We start from the raw sequence: 14821 nt of genomic DNA, 5'->3' as shown, positions 1-14821 counted from the left end.
CTCAACATCGTCGCCGGAGAGACGGTAGGCTTCTTCACCACTTATGCCTCCAGCTGGGCCGGCAGTCTGAAGCGCGCAGACCTGTCTCCGACCCCGTTCACTGACCAGTATGCGGTCCTGGAGCCAGGGTACCCGCTGGTCAGACCGTTTCCGGTGCGCGTCTTGTCTCCGAACCAAGTCATCTTCGGAAGCGATGCAACGAGGGGCATCGCTTACACGGTCGTCGAGGGCGCCTGGTTCGGTGGCTCTACGACCTTCTTCGAAGTCAGTGCAACTCTGAACATCCAAGAGCTGGTATTCGTGCCCGAGCCATCCGCGGCGACGCTCGTCGGCGCGGCGATCGCTCTGCTCGTTCTCGTCATGCGCGGCCGGAGCCGGTCCGGTCAGAAGCGCACGAACGTCGCGATGAAGGGGCCGCGGAGCTGAATGTCGATCGTGTTGTCGCCGACCTCTCGCTTCACGTCGAGGAACTTGTAGCCGAGGGCGAGCGTCATGCTGTCGGAGCAGCGCCAGGAGAGCGAGGTGATCTGCATCCAGGCGAACTTCGAGGACTGGCCGATGTCGAAGCCGCCGACGTCGCCCTGGACGCCGAGCGCGACGTTCTCGGACAGGTCGAACGCGAGTCGCGCGCCGACGACGCCGTCGACCCAGCTCTCCCAGTTGCCGATGTCCGTGCGTTGCGCGCCGACCTGGACCTCGACCTCGGGCTTCATCGACAGGTAGCGCGCGCCCGCGTAGAGCTCGCCGCGGGTGCGCAGCTCGTCGCCGCGGACCAGCGAGTAGGGCGCGTCGAGATCGAAGATCTGGTAGCCGGCGTTCAGCTCGAGGATGTACTGCACGAGCTTCACCTTCGCGCTGGCCTCGACTTCCAGGTTGCCCTGCGGCCCGAGCCGGATCGTCTGCCGGTGCGTGTCGCTCTCCAGATCGAAGTACTCGCCGTCGAAGACCAGCGAGAGCTTGTCGAAGTTCGCGCGCGCGCGGAGCATCGCCGCGACGTTCAGGTTGTCGAGCAGGTCCGAGAAGGGGATGCGCGAGGTCGCCGAGCCTTCGTCGGTGTCGATCTCGCTCACCAGCGAGTTGCCCCAGACGTAGAGCCCGACCTCGTAGCTCGGCTTGTCGGAATCCGCCGCGCGCGAGTCACGCGGCGCGGCAGTCAGTGCGGCGGCCAGCGCCAATCCGAGCGCGATCGATCGTCTCGTGTCGCCCATCCAAACGCCTCCTTCTCGGACCCTCCGATCTGTTAGCACGCTCCCCGCCGCGGCCGCGAATTCCTGGCTTCGGCCGAGCGGCGGCGTGGTAGGCTCGATCCCGTGATCGCCGGCCTGCTGGCCCTGCTCCTCGCGCTCGCGGGCGCCGCACGCGCCGACCAGGCCGTACTGGCCGTGCGGCTCGATCTGGACCGCAATCCCGGCACGGGCTGCCCGAGCGCGACCGCCGAGGGCACCGTGCCCGGCGTCGAGCTGCTGCTGCGGACGGTCGTCGATCTGGACACGAGGCAGGTCGTGTCGGTCACTCACTCTCGCTGCGCGGACCCGCAGACGGGCGAGTTCGGCGTCGAGACACCGGTGGGCGAGGGACCTGCGCCCCCGTGGAACGTGGTGGACGGCGATGGGACCGCCGGCTCGACGCTGATCGAGACCCATCTTCCGCTCACCGCGGTTCCCGGGGTGACCACGGCCCACGCCTACGTCGATCTCGTCGCCCCCTCCGGCGGCGACGCGCTTCTCAGCTCGACCGGATCCGGCGCAGGCTCGCCGATCGAGATCGCGATCGGCTCGATCGCGGTTCCCGCGATTCCGAACCAGGCGCGATCGCTGCTCGCGCTCGTCCTGGCAGCCGCGGCCGCGCTGGCGCTCCGGCTCCGCTCGCGCGCCGGGATGGCGCTCGTGCTCGCGAGCCTCGGCGACGGTTCGCTTCGCGATTGGTCCCCGTACGAGAGGGTCGCGATCGACCTTCAGGGCGACGCGCCGCAAGAAGCCGACATCGCGGCCGCGTTCGCGGGCGTCGATCCCGACGCGGGGCTGCTCGTGATTCGCGTCGACGCGTTCCTCGGCCCGGCGATCTGCCTCGACTGGCCGACGCTCGACCCAGGCAGCGGCTACTCGTGCGCCCAGGAGCCGCCGCCCGACGCGGGGCCGTTCGGGCTCCGCGTCGCGCTCACCTTCGACGACGGTCCGAACCTGGCCACCACGCCTTCCATCGTCGAGACGCTGCGGAGCGAGGGCGTGCCGGCCACGTTCTTCATGGTCGGCTACAAGCTCGAGACACCCGAGACGCGCGCGCTCGCGCTCGAGATCCACGCCGACCCGCTCTTCGAGGTCGCCAATCACTCTTACTCGCACGCGCGCTTCACCACGCTCACGGTCGAGCAGATGCAAAGCGAGATCGCGGTCACCAACCAGAACCTCCGTATCGCGCTCGGCGACGCGTGTCACCACCCGCGCTTCTTCCGCATTCCGTACTCGGCGTCGAGCTGCGCGAGCGCGGGCGTGGTGCGCGAGTACGGGCTCTCGATGGTCGGCTTCCACGTCGACACGCTCGACTGGTGCTACGCGATCGGGAGCGGCACGTGCAGCCCGGCATACGTGAGCTGGCTCCCGCCCCAGTACCAGAGCGACATGGTGGGCTGGACGCTGACCCGGCTCGCGCTCTACGGCGGCGGCGTCGCGATCCTGCACGACTCGCAGGCCAACACCGCCGCGCAGCTCCCCGCGCTGATCGCCGCGCTTCGCGGCGCGGGCGTCACGTTCGTGCCGCTCGGCGACGCGTCGGTCTTCCCGCTGATCAACGCCGCGGTGAATCCGCCCGAGCCGCCGGCCTGCTGCGAGTTCTGACGCCGGGCCGCGGTTTGGTTCAGAATGCGGCCATGAGCCGTGAGCCCAAGCCCGCCACCTCGCACACCCGCAGCGCAAACGCACGCGTCCGCTTCGAGCTCGACCCCGCCGACTTCGAGCGCGCCTCGCGCGGCCGGATCGCGCAGCACGCGACCGGCCGGATCGAGGGCCCCTTCGGCCCGGCGTGGGACCTGGGTCGCTACGCGTTCCTCGACGGCGAGCCGCCCGACACCGTGAACCCGAGCCTGTGGCGGCAGGCGAAGCTGAACGCGATCCACGGCCTGTTCGAGGTCGCGCCGGGGCTCTGGCAGGCGCGCGGCTACGACATCTCGAACATCTCCTTCGTCGCCGGCGAGCGCGGCTGGATCGTGATCGATCCGCTGACCAGCGCGTCGTGCGCGCGCGCGTGCCTGGAGCTCGCCAACCAGACGCTCGGCGCGCGGCCGGTCACGGCGGTGATCTACACGCACTCGCACGCCGACCACTTCGGCGGCGTGCTCGGCGTGACGACGCAGGCCGAGGTCGACGCGGGACGCTGCCGCGTGATCGCGCCCGAAGGGTTCCTGTTCCAGGCCGTGTCCGAGAACCTGCTCGCGGGCCCGGCGATGGCGCGGCGCGCCCTGTACCAGTTCGGCCCGCTGCTTCCGCCCGGACCGCGCGGCCAGGTCGACGCGGGGCTGGGCAAGAACATCCCGATCGAGCCGCCGGGCCTGATCGCGCCGAGCGAGGAGATCACGCACACCGGCGAGGAGCTCGTCGTCGACGGCGTGCGCATCGTCTTCCAGCTCACGCCCGAGACGGAAGCGCCGGCCGAGATGAACTTCTTCTTCCCCGACCACGGCTGGCTCTGCATGGCCGAGAACTGCACCCACACCATGCACAACCTGGTGCCGATCCGCGGCGCGCAGGTGCGAAACGCGCTGAATTGGTCCAAGTACATCGGCGAGGCGATCGAGCTCTTCGGCCCGCGCACCGAGCTCTTCTTCGCCTCGCACCACTGGCCGCGCTGGGGCGCGGACGACGTGCGCGCCTATCTGGCGCTGCAGCGCGACCTGTACCGCTTCATGCACGACCAGACGCTGCGCCTGGCGAATCACGGACTGACCGCGCCAGAGATCGCCGAGTCACTCGAGCTCGCGCCCGAGTTTCTCGCCCACGGACACACGCGCGGCTACTACGGCGACCTGGTGCACAACTCCAAGGCCGTCTACCAGCGCTACCTGAGCTGGTACGACGGAAACCCCGCGCGGCTGCACGCGCACCCGCCCGTCGAGGCCGCGAAGCGCTACGTCGCGTTCATGGGCGGCGCGGAGGCGCTGCTCGAAAAGGCGCGCGCGTCGTTCGAGCAGGGCGACTACCGCTGGGTGGTCGAGGTCGCCAATCATCTGGTCTTTGCCGAGCCGGGCCACCGAGCCGCGCGCGAGCTGCAGGCCGACGCGCTGGAGCAGCTCGGCTACCAGGCCGAGTCGGCCACGTTCCGCAACGCCTACTTGATGGGAGCCCAGGAGCTGCGCAACGGCCCGCCGCCGGCACGGCCGATCATGCGCTCGGGCCTGGTCGCCGCGCTCACGATCGAGCAGGCCTTCGACGCGATCGCGATCCGGCTGCGCGCAGAGGCCGTCGGCGGTGCATCGCTCGCGATCAACTTCACGTTCACGGATCTCGACGAGCGCTGGTCGCTCGCCCTCTCGAATCGCACGCTGAATTCCGTGAAGGGCCGACACGAGCCGGCCGCCGCCGCGAGCGTCGCGCTCACGCGAACGCGCTTCCTCGCGATCCTCGCCGGCGAGACGAGCTTCGAGGACGCGATCCGCGCCGGCGACGTGAAGCTCGACGGCGACGCCGCCGCGCTCGGCGCCGTCTTCGCCAATCTCGACACGTTCCAATCGGGCTTCCCCATCGTCGAGCCCTAGCACCCACGAGGCGATCCCATGCGTTTTCACTTCAGCGAGGAACAAGAGGAGCTGCGCCGGGTAGTGCGGCGTTTTCTCGAGACCACGTCGCCGATCGCAGAAGTGCGGCGGCTGATGGAGACGCCCGAAGGTCACGAGCCCGCGGTCTGGAAGCAGCTCTCGCAGGAGCTCGCGCTTGCCGGGGTGCAGATCCCCGAGGCGTACGGCGGGCAGGGCTTCGGCTTCGTCGAGATCGGCGTGGTGCTCGAAGAGATGGGCCGCGCGCTCTACTGCGGGCCGTACTTCGCGTCGGTGGTGCTGGCCGCGAACGCGATCCTGAACGGAGCGAGCGACGCGCAGAAGCAGGCGCTCCTGCCCGGGATCGCCTCCGGCGAGACGATCGCGACGCTGGCGATCGCGGAGCCGGGCGGCGGCTGGGACCCGGACGGAATCGCGCTCGAGGCGCGGCGAAGCGGCGACGCCTGGACGCTGCACGGCGAGAAGTCGCTCGTGCTCGACGGCGCGGGCGCGGAGCTCCTGATCGTGGCGGCGCGTGCGCCGGGATCGCGCGGCTCCGACGGCCTCTCGCTGTTCAGCCTGCGCGCGAGCTCGGACGGCGTCTCGCGCAGGCCGCTCGCCGTGATCGACCCGACGCGCAAGCTCGCGCGGATCGGCTTCGCGGGGGCGCGCGCGGAGCTGCTCGGCGACGCGGGCGCGGCGGGGCCGGGGCTCGCGAAGACGCTCGCGCAGGCCTGCGTCGCGCTCGCCAGCGAAATGAGCGGCGGCGCGCAGCGGCTGCTCGAGATGAGCGTCGAGTACGCGAAGACGCGCGTGCAGTTCGGCCGGGCGATCGGCTCGTTCCAGGCGATCAAGCACAAGTGCGCCGACATGCTGCTCGCGCTCGAGCTCGCGCGCTCCTCCGCGTACTACGCGGCCGAGGCGGCCAGCGAAGCCGACGCGGAGCTCGCGATGGCCGCGTCGCTCGCGAAGGCGCAAGGCTCCGACGCGTACCTCTCGATCGCGGCCGAGGCGATCCAGATCCACGGCGGGCTCGGCTTCACCTGGGAGCAGGACGTGCACCTGTACTTCAAGCGCGCGAAGTCGAGCGAGGTGTTCCTCGGCGATCCCGCCTCGCACCGCGAGCTTCTCGCGCGGCACTGGGGGCTGTGATGGACGCGGAGTCGGTCCGACGCGAGGTCCGCGCCTGGCTCGAGGCCAACTGGGACCCGAACCTCTCGCTGCTGGAGTGGCGCGGCAGGCTTGCCGATTCCGGCTGGGGCTGCCCGACCTGGCCCACGCAGTGGTACGGCCGCGGGCTCCCGGTGGCGCTGGCCGACGTGGTGGCCGAGGAGTTCGAGCGCGCAGGCGCCGTGGGTACACCGACCGGTGGCGGAATGACGCTGGCCGCGCCGACGATCCTGGAGCACGGCTCGGACGACCTGAAGCAGCGATTGCTGCGGCCGATCGTCACCGGCGAGGACAGCTGGTGCCAGCTCTTCAGCGAGCCGGGCAGCGGCTCGGACCTGGCCGGGCTCACCACGCGCGCCGAGCTCGACGGCTACGAGTACGTGATCAACGGCCAGAAGCTCTGGAGCACCAGCGCCCATCACGCGCGCTGGGGAATGCTTCTCGCGCGCACGAACTGGGACGTGCCCAAGCACCGCGGCATCAGCTATTTCGCGATCGAGATGCAGCAGCCCGGCGTGGTGGTGCGGCCGCTGCGCCAGATGAACGGCTACGCCTCGTTCAACGAGGTCTTCCTCAACGACGCGCGCGTCTCGGTCGCCAACGCGATCGGCGAGGTCGGAAACGGCTGGACCGTCGCGCTGGCCACGCTCGCGCACGAGCGCCGCTCGTTCGACGCGATCCAGGCGCGCCGCCGCCAGCCGAAGGGCAGCGGCCGCGCGATCGACGAGTACCGCGCAGAGGTCGCCGAGCTGATGGAGCCGTACAAGTGGTATCCGCAGCGCGCCGGCCGAGTCGATTTGGTCGTCGAGCGCGCGCGAGCGACCGGCCGAAACACCGATCCGGTCGTGCGGCAGGCGATCGCCTCGCTGCTCTCGCTGGTGCGCTCCGCCGACTGGACCGGCCGCCGCGCCAAGGCCGCGCGCGTGCTCGGGCGGCCGCCCGGCCCCGAGGGGTCGCTCGGCAAGCTCTACGCGAGCCAGATCGCGCGGGCTGCCGCGCACGTGCACACGCTGCTCAGCGGCGGCGACGCGATGCTCGCGGGAGGCGATGGCCCCGAGGACGGGCTGATCGCCGAGATCCTGCTCTCGGTGCCCGCGGTCTCGATCGCGGGCGGAACCGACGAGATCCAGCGCAACATCGTCTCGGAGCGCGTGCTCGGCCTGCCCAAGGACCCGAACCCCGAGGCCGGCGGCCCGTTCCGCGACGTTCCGAAAAATCTAGCGACGCGCGGCTAGCCGGCTGTCGCCGCGCGATGCGAGGCGCAGTCTGCGCGTCCACCACACCGTGCCCAGGATCAGCAGCGCGAGAGCGAGCGCGCTGCCGAGCAGCCTCGGCGCAAGCTCCGTCCCCTTGGCCGCGCTGCCGGCGAGCGCAGCGATGGCGGTCGTCGGCAGCACGCCGACGAAGGTTCCGGCGAGGAACGTGGCCAGCCGCACCCGACTCACGGCAAAGAGCAGATTGGTCGCGAAGGCATTTCCGACCGGCGTGAGCCGAAGCACGACGTTCGCCTCGAATCCGTGGCGCGAGATGAAGTCGAGGAGCGCTTCCGCCCGGGGAAAGCGGCGCGCGACGAGCGACGCGACCCAGGCGTGGCCGAGACGGCGGCCGAGCGCGAACGTCGCCCAGCAGCCGACCAGCGTGCCGACCTGCGCGAGCGCGGCTCCCTCGATCCAGCCGAAGACGGCTCCACCCAGTGCCGCGACGGCGAGGCGCGGAACGCCCACCGCCACCGCGAGTCCTCCGCCCGCGACGTACACGGCTTGGCCGGCCAGGCCCGCGTCGCGCGCCAGCGCACGAAGGTCGGCGAGCCGCGCGGGCATCCGCCCGGTCTCGAGCTCGCGAACCCACTCTCGAAGCGGCGTCAGGTAGACGACCGCGAGGCAGGCCGCGATGATCACCGCGAGCGCGATCGCCGAGCTCGGCGAGCCGGGCTCGACCGGAGGCATGTCGGGGTCCGGCGCGCCGGCGCGCCTCACGACTCGCCCGGCTCGACCCTCTGCGCGGGGATCACTCGCTTGCGGTACCAGCGCATCGCAAAGCAGTCGGCGATTCCGCGCCAGAGTCGATCGCGGATCCCGTACTTCGACCGACCCGTCGTCCGCGGCCGATGATTCACTTCGATCTCGGTGACCCGAAATCCCTGCAGGCGCAGCATCGTCGGCAGGAAGCGGTGCATGCCGTTCCAGACGAAGAGCTCGCGCAGCGCCTCGCGCCGGATCGCGCGGTACGCGCAGCCGGCGTCCGAGATCCGATCCTCGCCGGTCACCGCGTTCCGGAACGCGTTCGCAAGCCTCGAAGCGACCCGATTCACCCAGTCGTCCTGGCGACGGAGCCGCTTCGTCGCGACGCAATCGTGGCCGCGCAGCGCCTCGATCAGGCGCGGGATGTCGGCCGGATCGCTCTGCAGATCGCTGTCCATCACGACCAGCACGGACCCGCGCGCGCGCTCGAAGCCGGTGGCCATCGCGGCGCTCTGGCCGCGGTTGGTCGCATGACGGACGATCCGGACCTCGGGGTGCCTCGACCGCGCGCGCAGCAGCGCGGCGACCGTGCCGTCGGTCGAGCCGTCGTCGACGTACAGGATCTCGTAGTCGAGACCGAGCGGCTTCACCGAAGCCACGATCTCGTCGGCGAGCGCTTCCACGCAGCCCTCTTCGTTGAAGCACGGCAGCACGACCGAGAGATCGACGGTCGCGGCGGCGGTCATTCCGGCGCGGCTTCGCGAGGCGATGGATTCGAGAGCCGGAACAGGTCGATCATCCACGGGTGCTCCGAGACCACCGCGGCGAGGACGCGCGGCGCGCGCTCGCGAGCCCGATCCGGGGAGGCGTCTCCGGTCACGTCGACCGTCCTCTGGCCTCGCCGAGCCACTCGCGCAGGATCGCGTTCACCTCGTCCGGCGCGTCCTGCTGCACCCAGTGCGAGGCGTTCGCAAGCCGCCGCAGCGTGAAGTCGCTGACGAAGTCCTGCGTGCCCTCGGTCAGCTCTACACCGAGCGCGGTATCCTGCTCGCCCCAGACCATCAGCGTCGGAGTGTCGATCTTCGGGTAGCCCAGGCTGCGCTGGCGGCGCCCGCCGCCGCCGCGCACGGCCGCGCGGTAGTAGTTGACCATCGCGGTGAGCGCGCCGGGCTCCAGCGCCGCGCGGCGGTAGACGTCGAGCACCCCCTCGGAGAAGCGGCTCTTGTCGACCGCCATGCCGCGGAACGCCTCGCCGATCATCCGAGCGCCGCGCATTCCCAGCAGCTTCTCGGGCAACCACGGGATCTGGAAGAACAGCACGTACCAGGAGCGCAAACGCTGGCGCCAGCCGCTGCGCAGCACGCGCTCGAACACGGCCGGGTGGGGCAGATTCATCACGATCAGGCGCGAGAGCGGGCGGATGCGGCGCAGCGCGAAGTGCCAGGCGATCACGCCGCCCCAGTCGTGCGCGAGGAGCACGGTCTCCTTCGCGCCCGAGGCGTCGATCAGCCCGGCGACGTCGTCCATCAGCTTCTCGAGCGCGTACTCGTGCAGGCCCTGCGGGCGGTCGCTGCCGCCGTAGCCGCGCAGGTCGGGAGCCCAGGCGCGGTAGCCCAGCTGCGCCAGCAGCGGAAGCTGGTGCCGCCACGAGAACCCGAGCTCCGGGAAACCGTGCAGGCAGAGCGCCAGCCGGTCGCCGGTTCCCGCCTCCAGAACCCGGAAGCGCAATCCGTTCGCCTGCACCGTCCGCTCGCCGATCGCCGGGTCCAGCATGGCGACAGCGTAGCCGATCCGGTCCAGAAGATAGGGGAGGGCCCGCGATCCCGGACGCGCTTCACACGCTCCTGCCCACGTTCGTCGCGATCTGCCTGGGCGCGCTGGTCGGGCTCGAGCGGCAGGTCGCGCAGAGCGAGAGCGGCGACAAGAAGGATTTTCCCGGCGTACGCACGTTTGCGTTCACCGCGCTGCTCGGCGCGCTCTCGGTGCTGGTCGCGAACGCCGTGCACCCGTTCATGGCGGTGGCGCTGTTCGCGGCGGCCGCGGTGTTCCTGGTGCTGCGCTACCAGTTCGACGCGCAGAAGAACCTGGACCCGGGCTACACCACCGAGGTCGCGAGCCTTTGCACGTTCGCGGTCGGCGCGCTCGCGCAGGCGGGCGAGGGCCTGGTCGCGACCGTGGTCGCGATCGTGATGGTGGTGCTGCTGCGCTCCAAGCGCGCGCTGCACCGCGCCTCGCACCTGCTCTCGCCCACCGACATGGAGGCGCTGATCCGCTTCCTGGTCATCACGGGAATCGTCTTCCCTCTGCTTCCCGACACCGCGATCGACCCGTGGTACCGAGTGCTGAGGCCGCACGACGTCTGGCGCATGGTCGTGCTGATCTCGGGTCTCTCGTTCGCCGGCTACGTGCTGATGCGCGTGCGCGCGGGCGCCGCGAGCCACGTGGTCTCGGGCCTGCTCGGCGGGCTGGTGTCGAGCACCGCCGCGGCGCTCGCCTGGTCCCGCGCCGGACGCGGCGCCGCGCAGTCACGCCCCTACGAGGCGATGATCGCGCTCGCGGCGTCGACGGCGTTCCTGCGCATGTGGGCGATGCTCTCCATCGTCGCTCCGATGCTTGCGGGTCGCGTGGCTGCGCCGCTCGGCGCGATGTTCGCGGCCGGGCTGCTGCTGGCGTTCGCGCGCCACTCGCCCGACCGCGATACCGAGGAGCGAACGCCGCTCGCGAACCCGCTCTCGCTCCGCGTCGCGTTCACGTTCGCCGCGGTCTACGCCGCGGTGACGCTCCTGCTCGCGGCCACGCGCGACGCGTTCGGCGCTGCGGGCGTGTTCGCGGTATCGGGCGCGGCCGCGCTCGTCGGCGCCGACGCGCCAGGCCTATCGCTCGCGCGGCTCGCGGCCGATGGTCAGCTCCCGCTAGACACCGCGGCGCTCGCGGTGGTGGCGGTCGCGATCGGCACCACGCTGGGAAAGGTGGGAATCCTGCTCGCGGTCGGCCGCGATCGATTCGCGCTTCGCACCGCCGCGACGCTCCTCGCGGTGGCCGCGGTCGGGGTCGCCGCGCTGGTCTTGCGGCTTCAGTTCGGCCAGTAGATGTATTCGTCGCCCTCGGCCTCGTCGACGGCGAGCGTCTTGTCGACGGAGACCGGCATCTCGACCAGCGACGGCCAGGACGGCGGTGACTGCTCTGCGTTGTGCTCGGCAAGCGCGCGGCGCAGCTCGGCCACGCGCTCGGGCTCGCGCGCGGCGAGATTCGTCCGCTCGGTCGGGTCCTCGCGCAGGTTGAAGAGCCACGCCGTTCCGGGCGGTCGCTCGTTCACCTGAAGCTTCCAGTCGCCGACGCGCGCCACCTGGCTGTGGCCGGAGCGCCAGAACAGCCTCTCGTGCGGCAAGCCTTCGCGCTCGCCGCGCGCGAACGGCGCCAGATCGACGCCGTCGATCTTCCGGTCCGCGGGAACGGCGACGCCCGCCGCCGCGGCCGCGGTCGCGAAGATGTCGAAGCCCATCACGGGCGCGTCGTAGCTCGCGCCCGCGGGAAGCTTCGCCGGCCACTTCGCGAGAAAAGGCACGTGAATCCCGCCCTCGAAGAAGCTGATCTTCCAGCCGCGGTAGGGCCGGTTCACCTCGGGCAGCCCGATGTAGTTAGGGCCGCCGTTGTCGGAGGTGAAGAAGACGAGCGTGTTCTCCTCGAGGCCGTTCTCGCGCAGCGCCGCGAGCACGCGTCCGACGCCGCGGTCGAGCGCGCGGATCATCGCGGCGTACACGCGCTCGCGGTGGTCGGCGATGTGCGAGACCGCGTCGTAGTCCTCGCGCGTGGCCTGCAGCGGCGTGTGCGGCGCCCAGTGCGCCAGGTACAGGAAGAACGGCCGCTCGCGATTCGCCTCGATCACGCGCACGGCCTGATCGGTGTAGTAGTCGGTCAGGTACTTCTCGGGCTCGAACGCGTCGCCCCCGTTGTACGTGGCCGCGAAGCGCAGCGCGCGCCAGAGGAAGCGGTCGATCGGGTCGAAGTCCTGCTTCGAATTCACCACGCCCGGGTCGTCTTCGCCCCGGTACGGCCCGCTGCGCATCAGCAGGCTCTCGTCGAAGCCCTGCTCTTCGGCGGCCATTCCGTTCTCGCCGCCGACGTGCCACTTGCCGATGTGCACGGTGTGGTAGTCCGCCTGCTTCAAGAGCTCGGCGATCGTGATCTCGGACGCCGGCATGCCCAGGCTGTCGAACGGGAGCTGCTCGCCCTCGTTCACCACGACGGGCCGGATCCGCCCGGGCATCCGGTTCGCGATTCGCGGCACGATCGACGACATGCCCGGGGGCGTGGGCGTGAACTCGAAGCCGAAGCGCGTGCCGTAGCGCCCCGAGAGAATCGCGGCGCGCGACGGCGCGCAGGTGGCGTTGGCCGCGTAGCCGCCCGTGAAGTTCACGCCCTCCTTCGCGAGCGAGTCGATGTTCGGCGTCGGCACGCTGCCGCCGGCGACCCCGCCACCGTTCAGTGTCAGATCGTTCCAGCCCAGGTCGTCGGCGAGGATCACGACTATGTTCGGCGGCCGCAGCGAAGGCGCGCGCCCGGCGGGGTCGGCGCCGCTCGTCCACTCGATCGGGCGATGCGGGCCGACCGCGAACTGGCTCTGCGCGCGGCGCGCGATCAGCGCGAGCAGGATCTGGTCCTGGAAGATCCAGACCCCGCCGACGAGAAGCGCGATCGCGACGCCGGCGCGCAGGAGCCACTTCATCTAGAGCAGCTCCTGCGCCAGCAGCTCGAGCGCCTCGGGCTGCGTGGTCGCGATCTGCATCGTGTTCACCCAGCCCTTCCGCCCGGCCTCCTTCCAGGCCTGCAGCCGGTCGCGGATCTTGGCCTTGGGCCCGACCAGGTGCACCGCGTCGACGAGCGCGTCGGGAACGGCCGCGGCGGCCTCCATCTTCTTTCCCGACAGGAACAGGTTCTGGATCTCGACGGCCGCGGCCTCGTAGCCGAGGCGCTTGGCCAGATCGTTGTAGAAGTTCTTGTCGCGCGCGCCCATGCCGCCGATGTACAGCGCCATGCCGCCCTTCACCGCCATTCGCGCCTTCTCGGGCTCGTCGGTCACGATCACGCTCACGCCCGGAACGACCGCGAAATTCGAAAGATTCTTGCCTCCGCCCGCCTTCGCGAAGCCCTCTTCGATGTACGGCAGGTAGGTCCGGTCGAACTTCTCCGGGTCCATCATCATCGGAAAGACGCCGTCGGCGACCTCGCCAGCGCAGCGCAGCCCGTTGGGGCTGATCGACGCGGTGTAGATGGGCAGGTTCGGGTTTCCGTGCAGGATGCTCTTCAGCGGCTTGCCAAGCCCCGTCGTGCCCGCGCCGCGCGCGGGGATGTCGTACTCCTCGCCGTGGAACTCGAGCGGTTCCTCGCGCGCGAGGATCTTGCGGATGATCGCGATGTACTCGCGCGTGCGCGTGAGCGGCTTGCCGTACGGAACGCCGTGCCAGCCCTCGATCACCTGCGGGCCGGACGGGCCGAGCCCCAGGATGAAGCGCCCGCCCGAGAGGTGGTCGAGCGTCATCGCCGTCATCGCGGCCATGGCCGGCGTGCGCGCGGGCATCTGCATGATCGCCGTGCCGACCTTGATCCTCGTGGTCTTCGCCAGCACCCAGGTCGCGGTGCTGACCGCGTCGTTTCCGTACGCCTCGGCCGTCCAGGTCGAGTCGAACCCGAGCGCCTCCGCGCGCAGGATCATGTCCATGTTGATCTGAACCTTCGGGCCGAACGAGACCGCACCGATACCGAGCTTCATCGCGAGTTCCTTTCTGGGAGTTTCGTTTCTATCAGCGCTGCAGCATACCGCGAGCGCGCTCGGCGAACTCCTTGGCCGCCTTCTCGTCCTCGATCAGGCTCTTGACCGCGACCGGCACCTCGATTCCGCGCTGGCACGCGGGCCGCGCCTTCATCGCGTCGAGCCAGCGGCGCAGGTTTTCCAGCCCGTCGATCGAGACGCCCGACCACTTGTACGTGCGCACCCAGCACCAGTTCGCGATGTCGGCGATCGAGAAGTCGTCGCCCAGCCATTCGCTCTCGCCGAGCCTGCGGTCGAGCACCTCGAACAGCCGGCGCGACTCGTTCTGGTAGCGGTCGATCGCCGGCTGGATCTTCTCGGGGAAGTAGCGGAAGAACACGTTGGCCTGGCCCATCATCGGGCCGATCCCGCCCATCTGGAACATCAGCCACGAGAGCACGCGCGCGCGCGGCGCGGGAGCGGTCGGCAGCAGCCGCCCGGTCTTCTCGGCCAGGTGAATCATGATCGCGCCGGACTCGAAGACCGCGAGGTCGTCGAGCTCGCGGTCGACGATCGCGGGAATTCGCCCGTTGGGGTTGATCGCCAGGAACCAGGGCTGCTTCTGCTCGTTCTTCGACAGGTCGACTGCGCGGGTCTGGTAGGGAAGACCGAGCTCCTCCAGCGTGACGGAGGCCTTGTGTCCGTTCGGCGTCGCCGCGGTGTAGAGGTCGATCACGAGCGCAGGCCCGCCAGGCAGTTCGCGCGCTCGAGCACGGCGTCGAGCGCGGACTTGTCGGCCACGCGCGCGTACTTCTCGCGCAGCGCCTGTAGCGACTTCGCGTGGTACTTCTGCGGCTTCTGCGTCCATTCCCTGCCGTCGAGCGCGACGCTGAACTCCTCGCGTCCCGCGGCGAGCGCGGCGGCGTTGGCCAGCGTCCAGGGCAGGAACAGCGCGCCGACGCTGCGCCGCAGCAGCGGAAGCAGCGTGGGCTCGAGGGCCGACCACGGCTCGAACTCGCCTTCCGCGCGCGGCCAGAGCATGCGGTGCACCCAGTCGAGCACGTTTCGCGCGCGGCCCTCGACCAGCGCTCCCACGGTCGGATCGGTCCAGGCCTCGTAGAGCTGCGCGAAGAGACCCAGGTCGGCGAAGGCGGGCCGCGCGCCGAACAGGTACGGCCGCGTGGCCAGGTGCGCGTC

Annotated in this window: 12 protein-coding genes; 5 read left to right on the top strand and 7 right to left on the bottom strand. The window is 70.6% G+C overall.

Translation table 11 applies throughout. The features are described from left to right. Nucleotides 1–383: 383 nt before the first annotated feature. A complete protein-coding gene (locus tag FJ108_15560) occupies nt 384–1208 on the bottom strand; it encodes a hypothetical protein (protein ID MBM4337300.1) in 825 nt (274 codons plus the stop codon). A gap of 102 nt (nt 1209–1310) precedes the next feature. Between FJ108_15560 and FJ108_15555 the strand changes: the two genes are divergently transcribed. The 4 genes from FJ108_15555 to FJ108_15540 are packed head-to-tail and all read left to right on the top strand — an operon-like array spanning nt 1311 to nt 7149. Beyond that, a complete protein-coding gene (locus tag FJ108_15555) occupies nt 1311–2834 on the top strand; it encodes a polysaccharide deacetylase family protein (protein ID MBM4337299.1) in 1524 nt (507 codons plus the stop codon). 32 nt (nt 2835–2866) lie between these two features. Then, the gene (locus FJ108_15550) at nt 2867–4747 is read left to right on the top strand and encodes an MBL fold metallo-hydrolase (protein MBM4337298.1); all 1881 of its coding nucleotides are present in this window, start codon (nt 2867–2869) and stop codon (nt 4745–4747) included. Nucleotides 4748–4765: 18 nt separating this feature from the next. After that, complete coding sequence (locus tag FJ108_15545) at nt 4766–5896, top strand: acyl-CoA dehydrogenase (protein ID MBM4337297.1); 1131 nt, start codon at nt 4766–4768, stop codon at nt 5894–5896. Next, nucleotides 5896–7149, top strand: coding sequence for an acyl-CoA dehydrogenase (locus FJ108_15540; protein ID MBM4337296.1), 1254 nt, complete (start codon nt 5896–5898; stop codon nt 7147–7149). The genes FJ108_15545 and FJ108_15540 overlap by 1 nt, the downstream gene beginning before the upstream one ends. Here the strand turns inward: FJ108_15540 and FJ108_15535 are convergent. From FJ108_15535 to FJ108_15525, 3 genes are all read right to left on the bottom strand, one after another. Continuing rightward, nucleotides 7132–7890, bottom strand: coding sequence for a VTT domain-containing protein (locus FJ108_15535; GenBank protein ID MBM4337295.1), 759 nt, complete (start codon nt 7888–7890; stop codon nt 7132–7134). The genes FJ108_15540 and FJ108_15535 overlap by 18 nt on opposite strands. Continuing rightward, nucleotides 7887–8621: a glycosyltransferase family 2 protein gene (locus FJ108_15530; GenBank protein ID MBM4337294.1), complete on the bottom strand. Its 735-nt coding sequence runs from the start codon at nt 8619–8621 to the stop codon at nt 7887–7889. The genes FJ108_15535 and FJ108_15530 overlap by 4 nt, the downstream gene beginning before the upstream one ends. Before the next feature lie 130 nt (nt 8622–8751). Then, nucleotides 8752–9648 (bottom strand): alpha/beta hydrolase, encoded by an 897-nt coding sequence (locus tag FJ108_15525; protein MBM4337293.1) that lies wholly within the window; start codon nt 9646–9648, stop codon nt 8752–8754. A 209-nt stretch (nt 9649–9857) separates the two neighbouring features. Between FJ108_15525 and FJ108_15520 the strand changes: the two genes are divergently transcribed. Continuing rightward, on the top strand, nt 9858–10964 hold the full coding sequence (locus FJ108_15520; protein ID MBM4337292.1) for an MgtC/SapB family protein: 1107 nt from the start codon (nt 9858–9860) through the stop codon (nt 10962–10964). Here the strand turns inward: FJ108_15520 and FJ108_15515 are convergent. From FJ108_15515 to FJ108_15505, 3 genes are read right to left on the bottom strand one after another with little or no spacing between them, the layout of a single operon-like run. Then, nucleotides 10949–12601, bottom strand: a complete 1653-nt coding sequence (locus tag FJ108_15515; protein MBM4337291.1) for a sulfatase — start codon at nt 12599–12601, stop codon at nt 10949–10951. The genes FJ108_15520 and FJ108_15515 overlap by 16 nt on opposite strands. Further along, on the bottom strand, nt 12602–13645 hold the full coding sequence (locus tag FJ108_15510) for an LLM class F420-dependent oxidoreductase (protein ID MBM4337290.1): 1044 nt from the start codon (nt 13643–13645) through the stop codon (nt 12602–12604). Nucleotides 13646–13676: 31 nt separating this feature from the next. Then, complete coding sequence (locus FJ108_15505; protein MBM4337289.1) at nt 13677–14360, bottom strand: glutathione S-transferase; 684 nt, start codon at nt 14358–14360, stop codon at nt 13677–13679. Between the last annotated feature and the right edge of the window lie 461 nt (nt 14361–14821).

The organism is Deltaproteobacteria bacterium (assembly GCA_016875225.1).
Lineage (GTDB): Bacteria > Myxococcota_A > UBA9160 > SZUA-336 > SZUA-336 > VGRW01.
Note: the sequence above shows the minus strand (reverse complement) of the source record. Positions and strands in the feature narration are given on the sequence as shown.

What these genes read in the sequence shown, in the direction of transcription:
- FJ108_15550 (MBM4337298.1), top strand. Translation starts at nt 2,867, where the DNA reads ATGAGCCGTGAGCCCAAGCCCGCCACCTCGCACACCCGCAGCGCAAAC.
- FJ108_15530 (MBM4337294.1), bottom strand. Translation starts at nt 8,621, where the DNA reads ATGACCGCCGCCGCGACCGTCGATCTCTCGGTCGTGCTGCCGTGCTTC.
- FJ108_15545 (MBM4337297.1), top strand. Translation starts at nt 4,766, where the DNA reads ATGCGTTTTCACTTCAGCGAGGAACAAGAGGAGCTGCGCCGGGTAGTG.
- FJ108_15510 (MBM4337290.1), bottom strand. Translation starts at nt 13,645, where the DNA reads ATGAAGCTCGGTATCGGTGCGGTCTCGTTCGGCCCGAAGGTTCAGATC.
- FJ108_15560 (MBM4337300.1), bottom strand. Translation starts at nt 1,208, where the DNA reads ATGGGCGACACGAGACGATCGATCGCGCTCGGATTGGCGCTGGCCGCC.
- FJ108_15515 (MBM4337291.1), bottom strand. Translation starts at nt 12,601, where the DNA reads ATGAAGTGGCTCCTGCGCGCCGGCGTCGCGATCGCGCTTCTCGTCGGC.
- FJ108_15525 (MBM4337293.1), bottom strand. Translation starts at nt 9,648, where the DNA reads ATGCTGGACCCGGCGATCGGCGAGCGGACGGTGCAGGCGAACGGATTG.
- FJ108_15540 (MBM4337296.1), top strand. Translation starts at nt 5,896, where the DNA reads ATGGACGCGGAGTCGGTCCGACGCGAGGTCCGCGCCTGGCTCGAGGCC.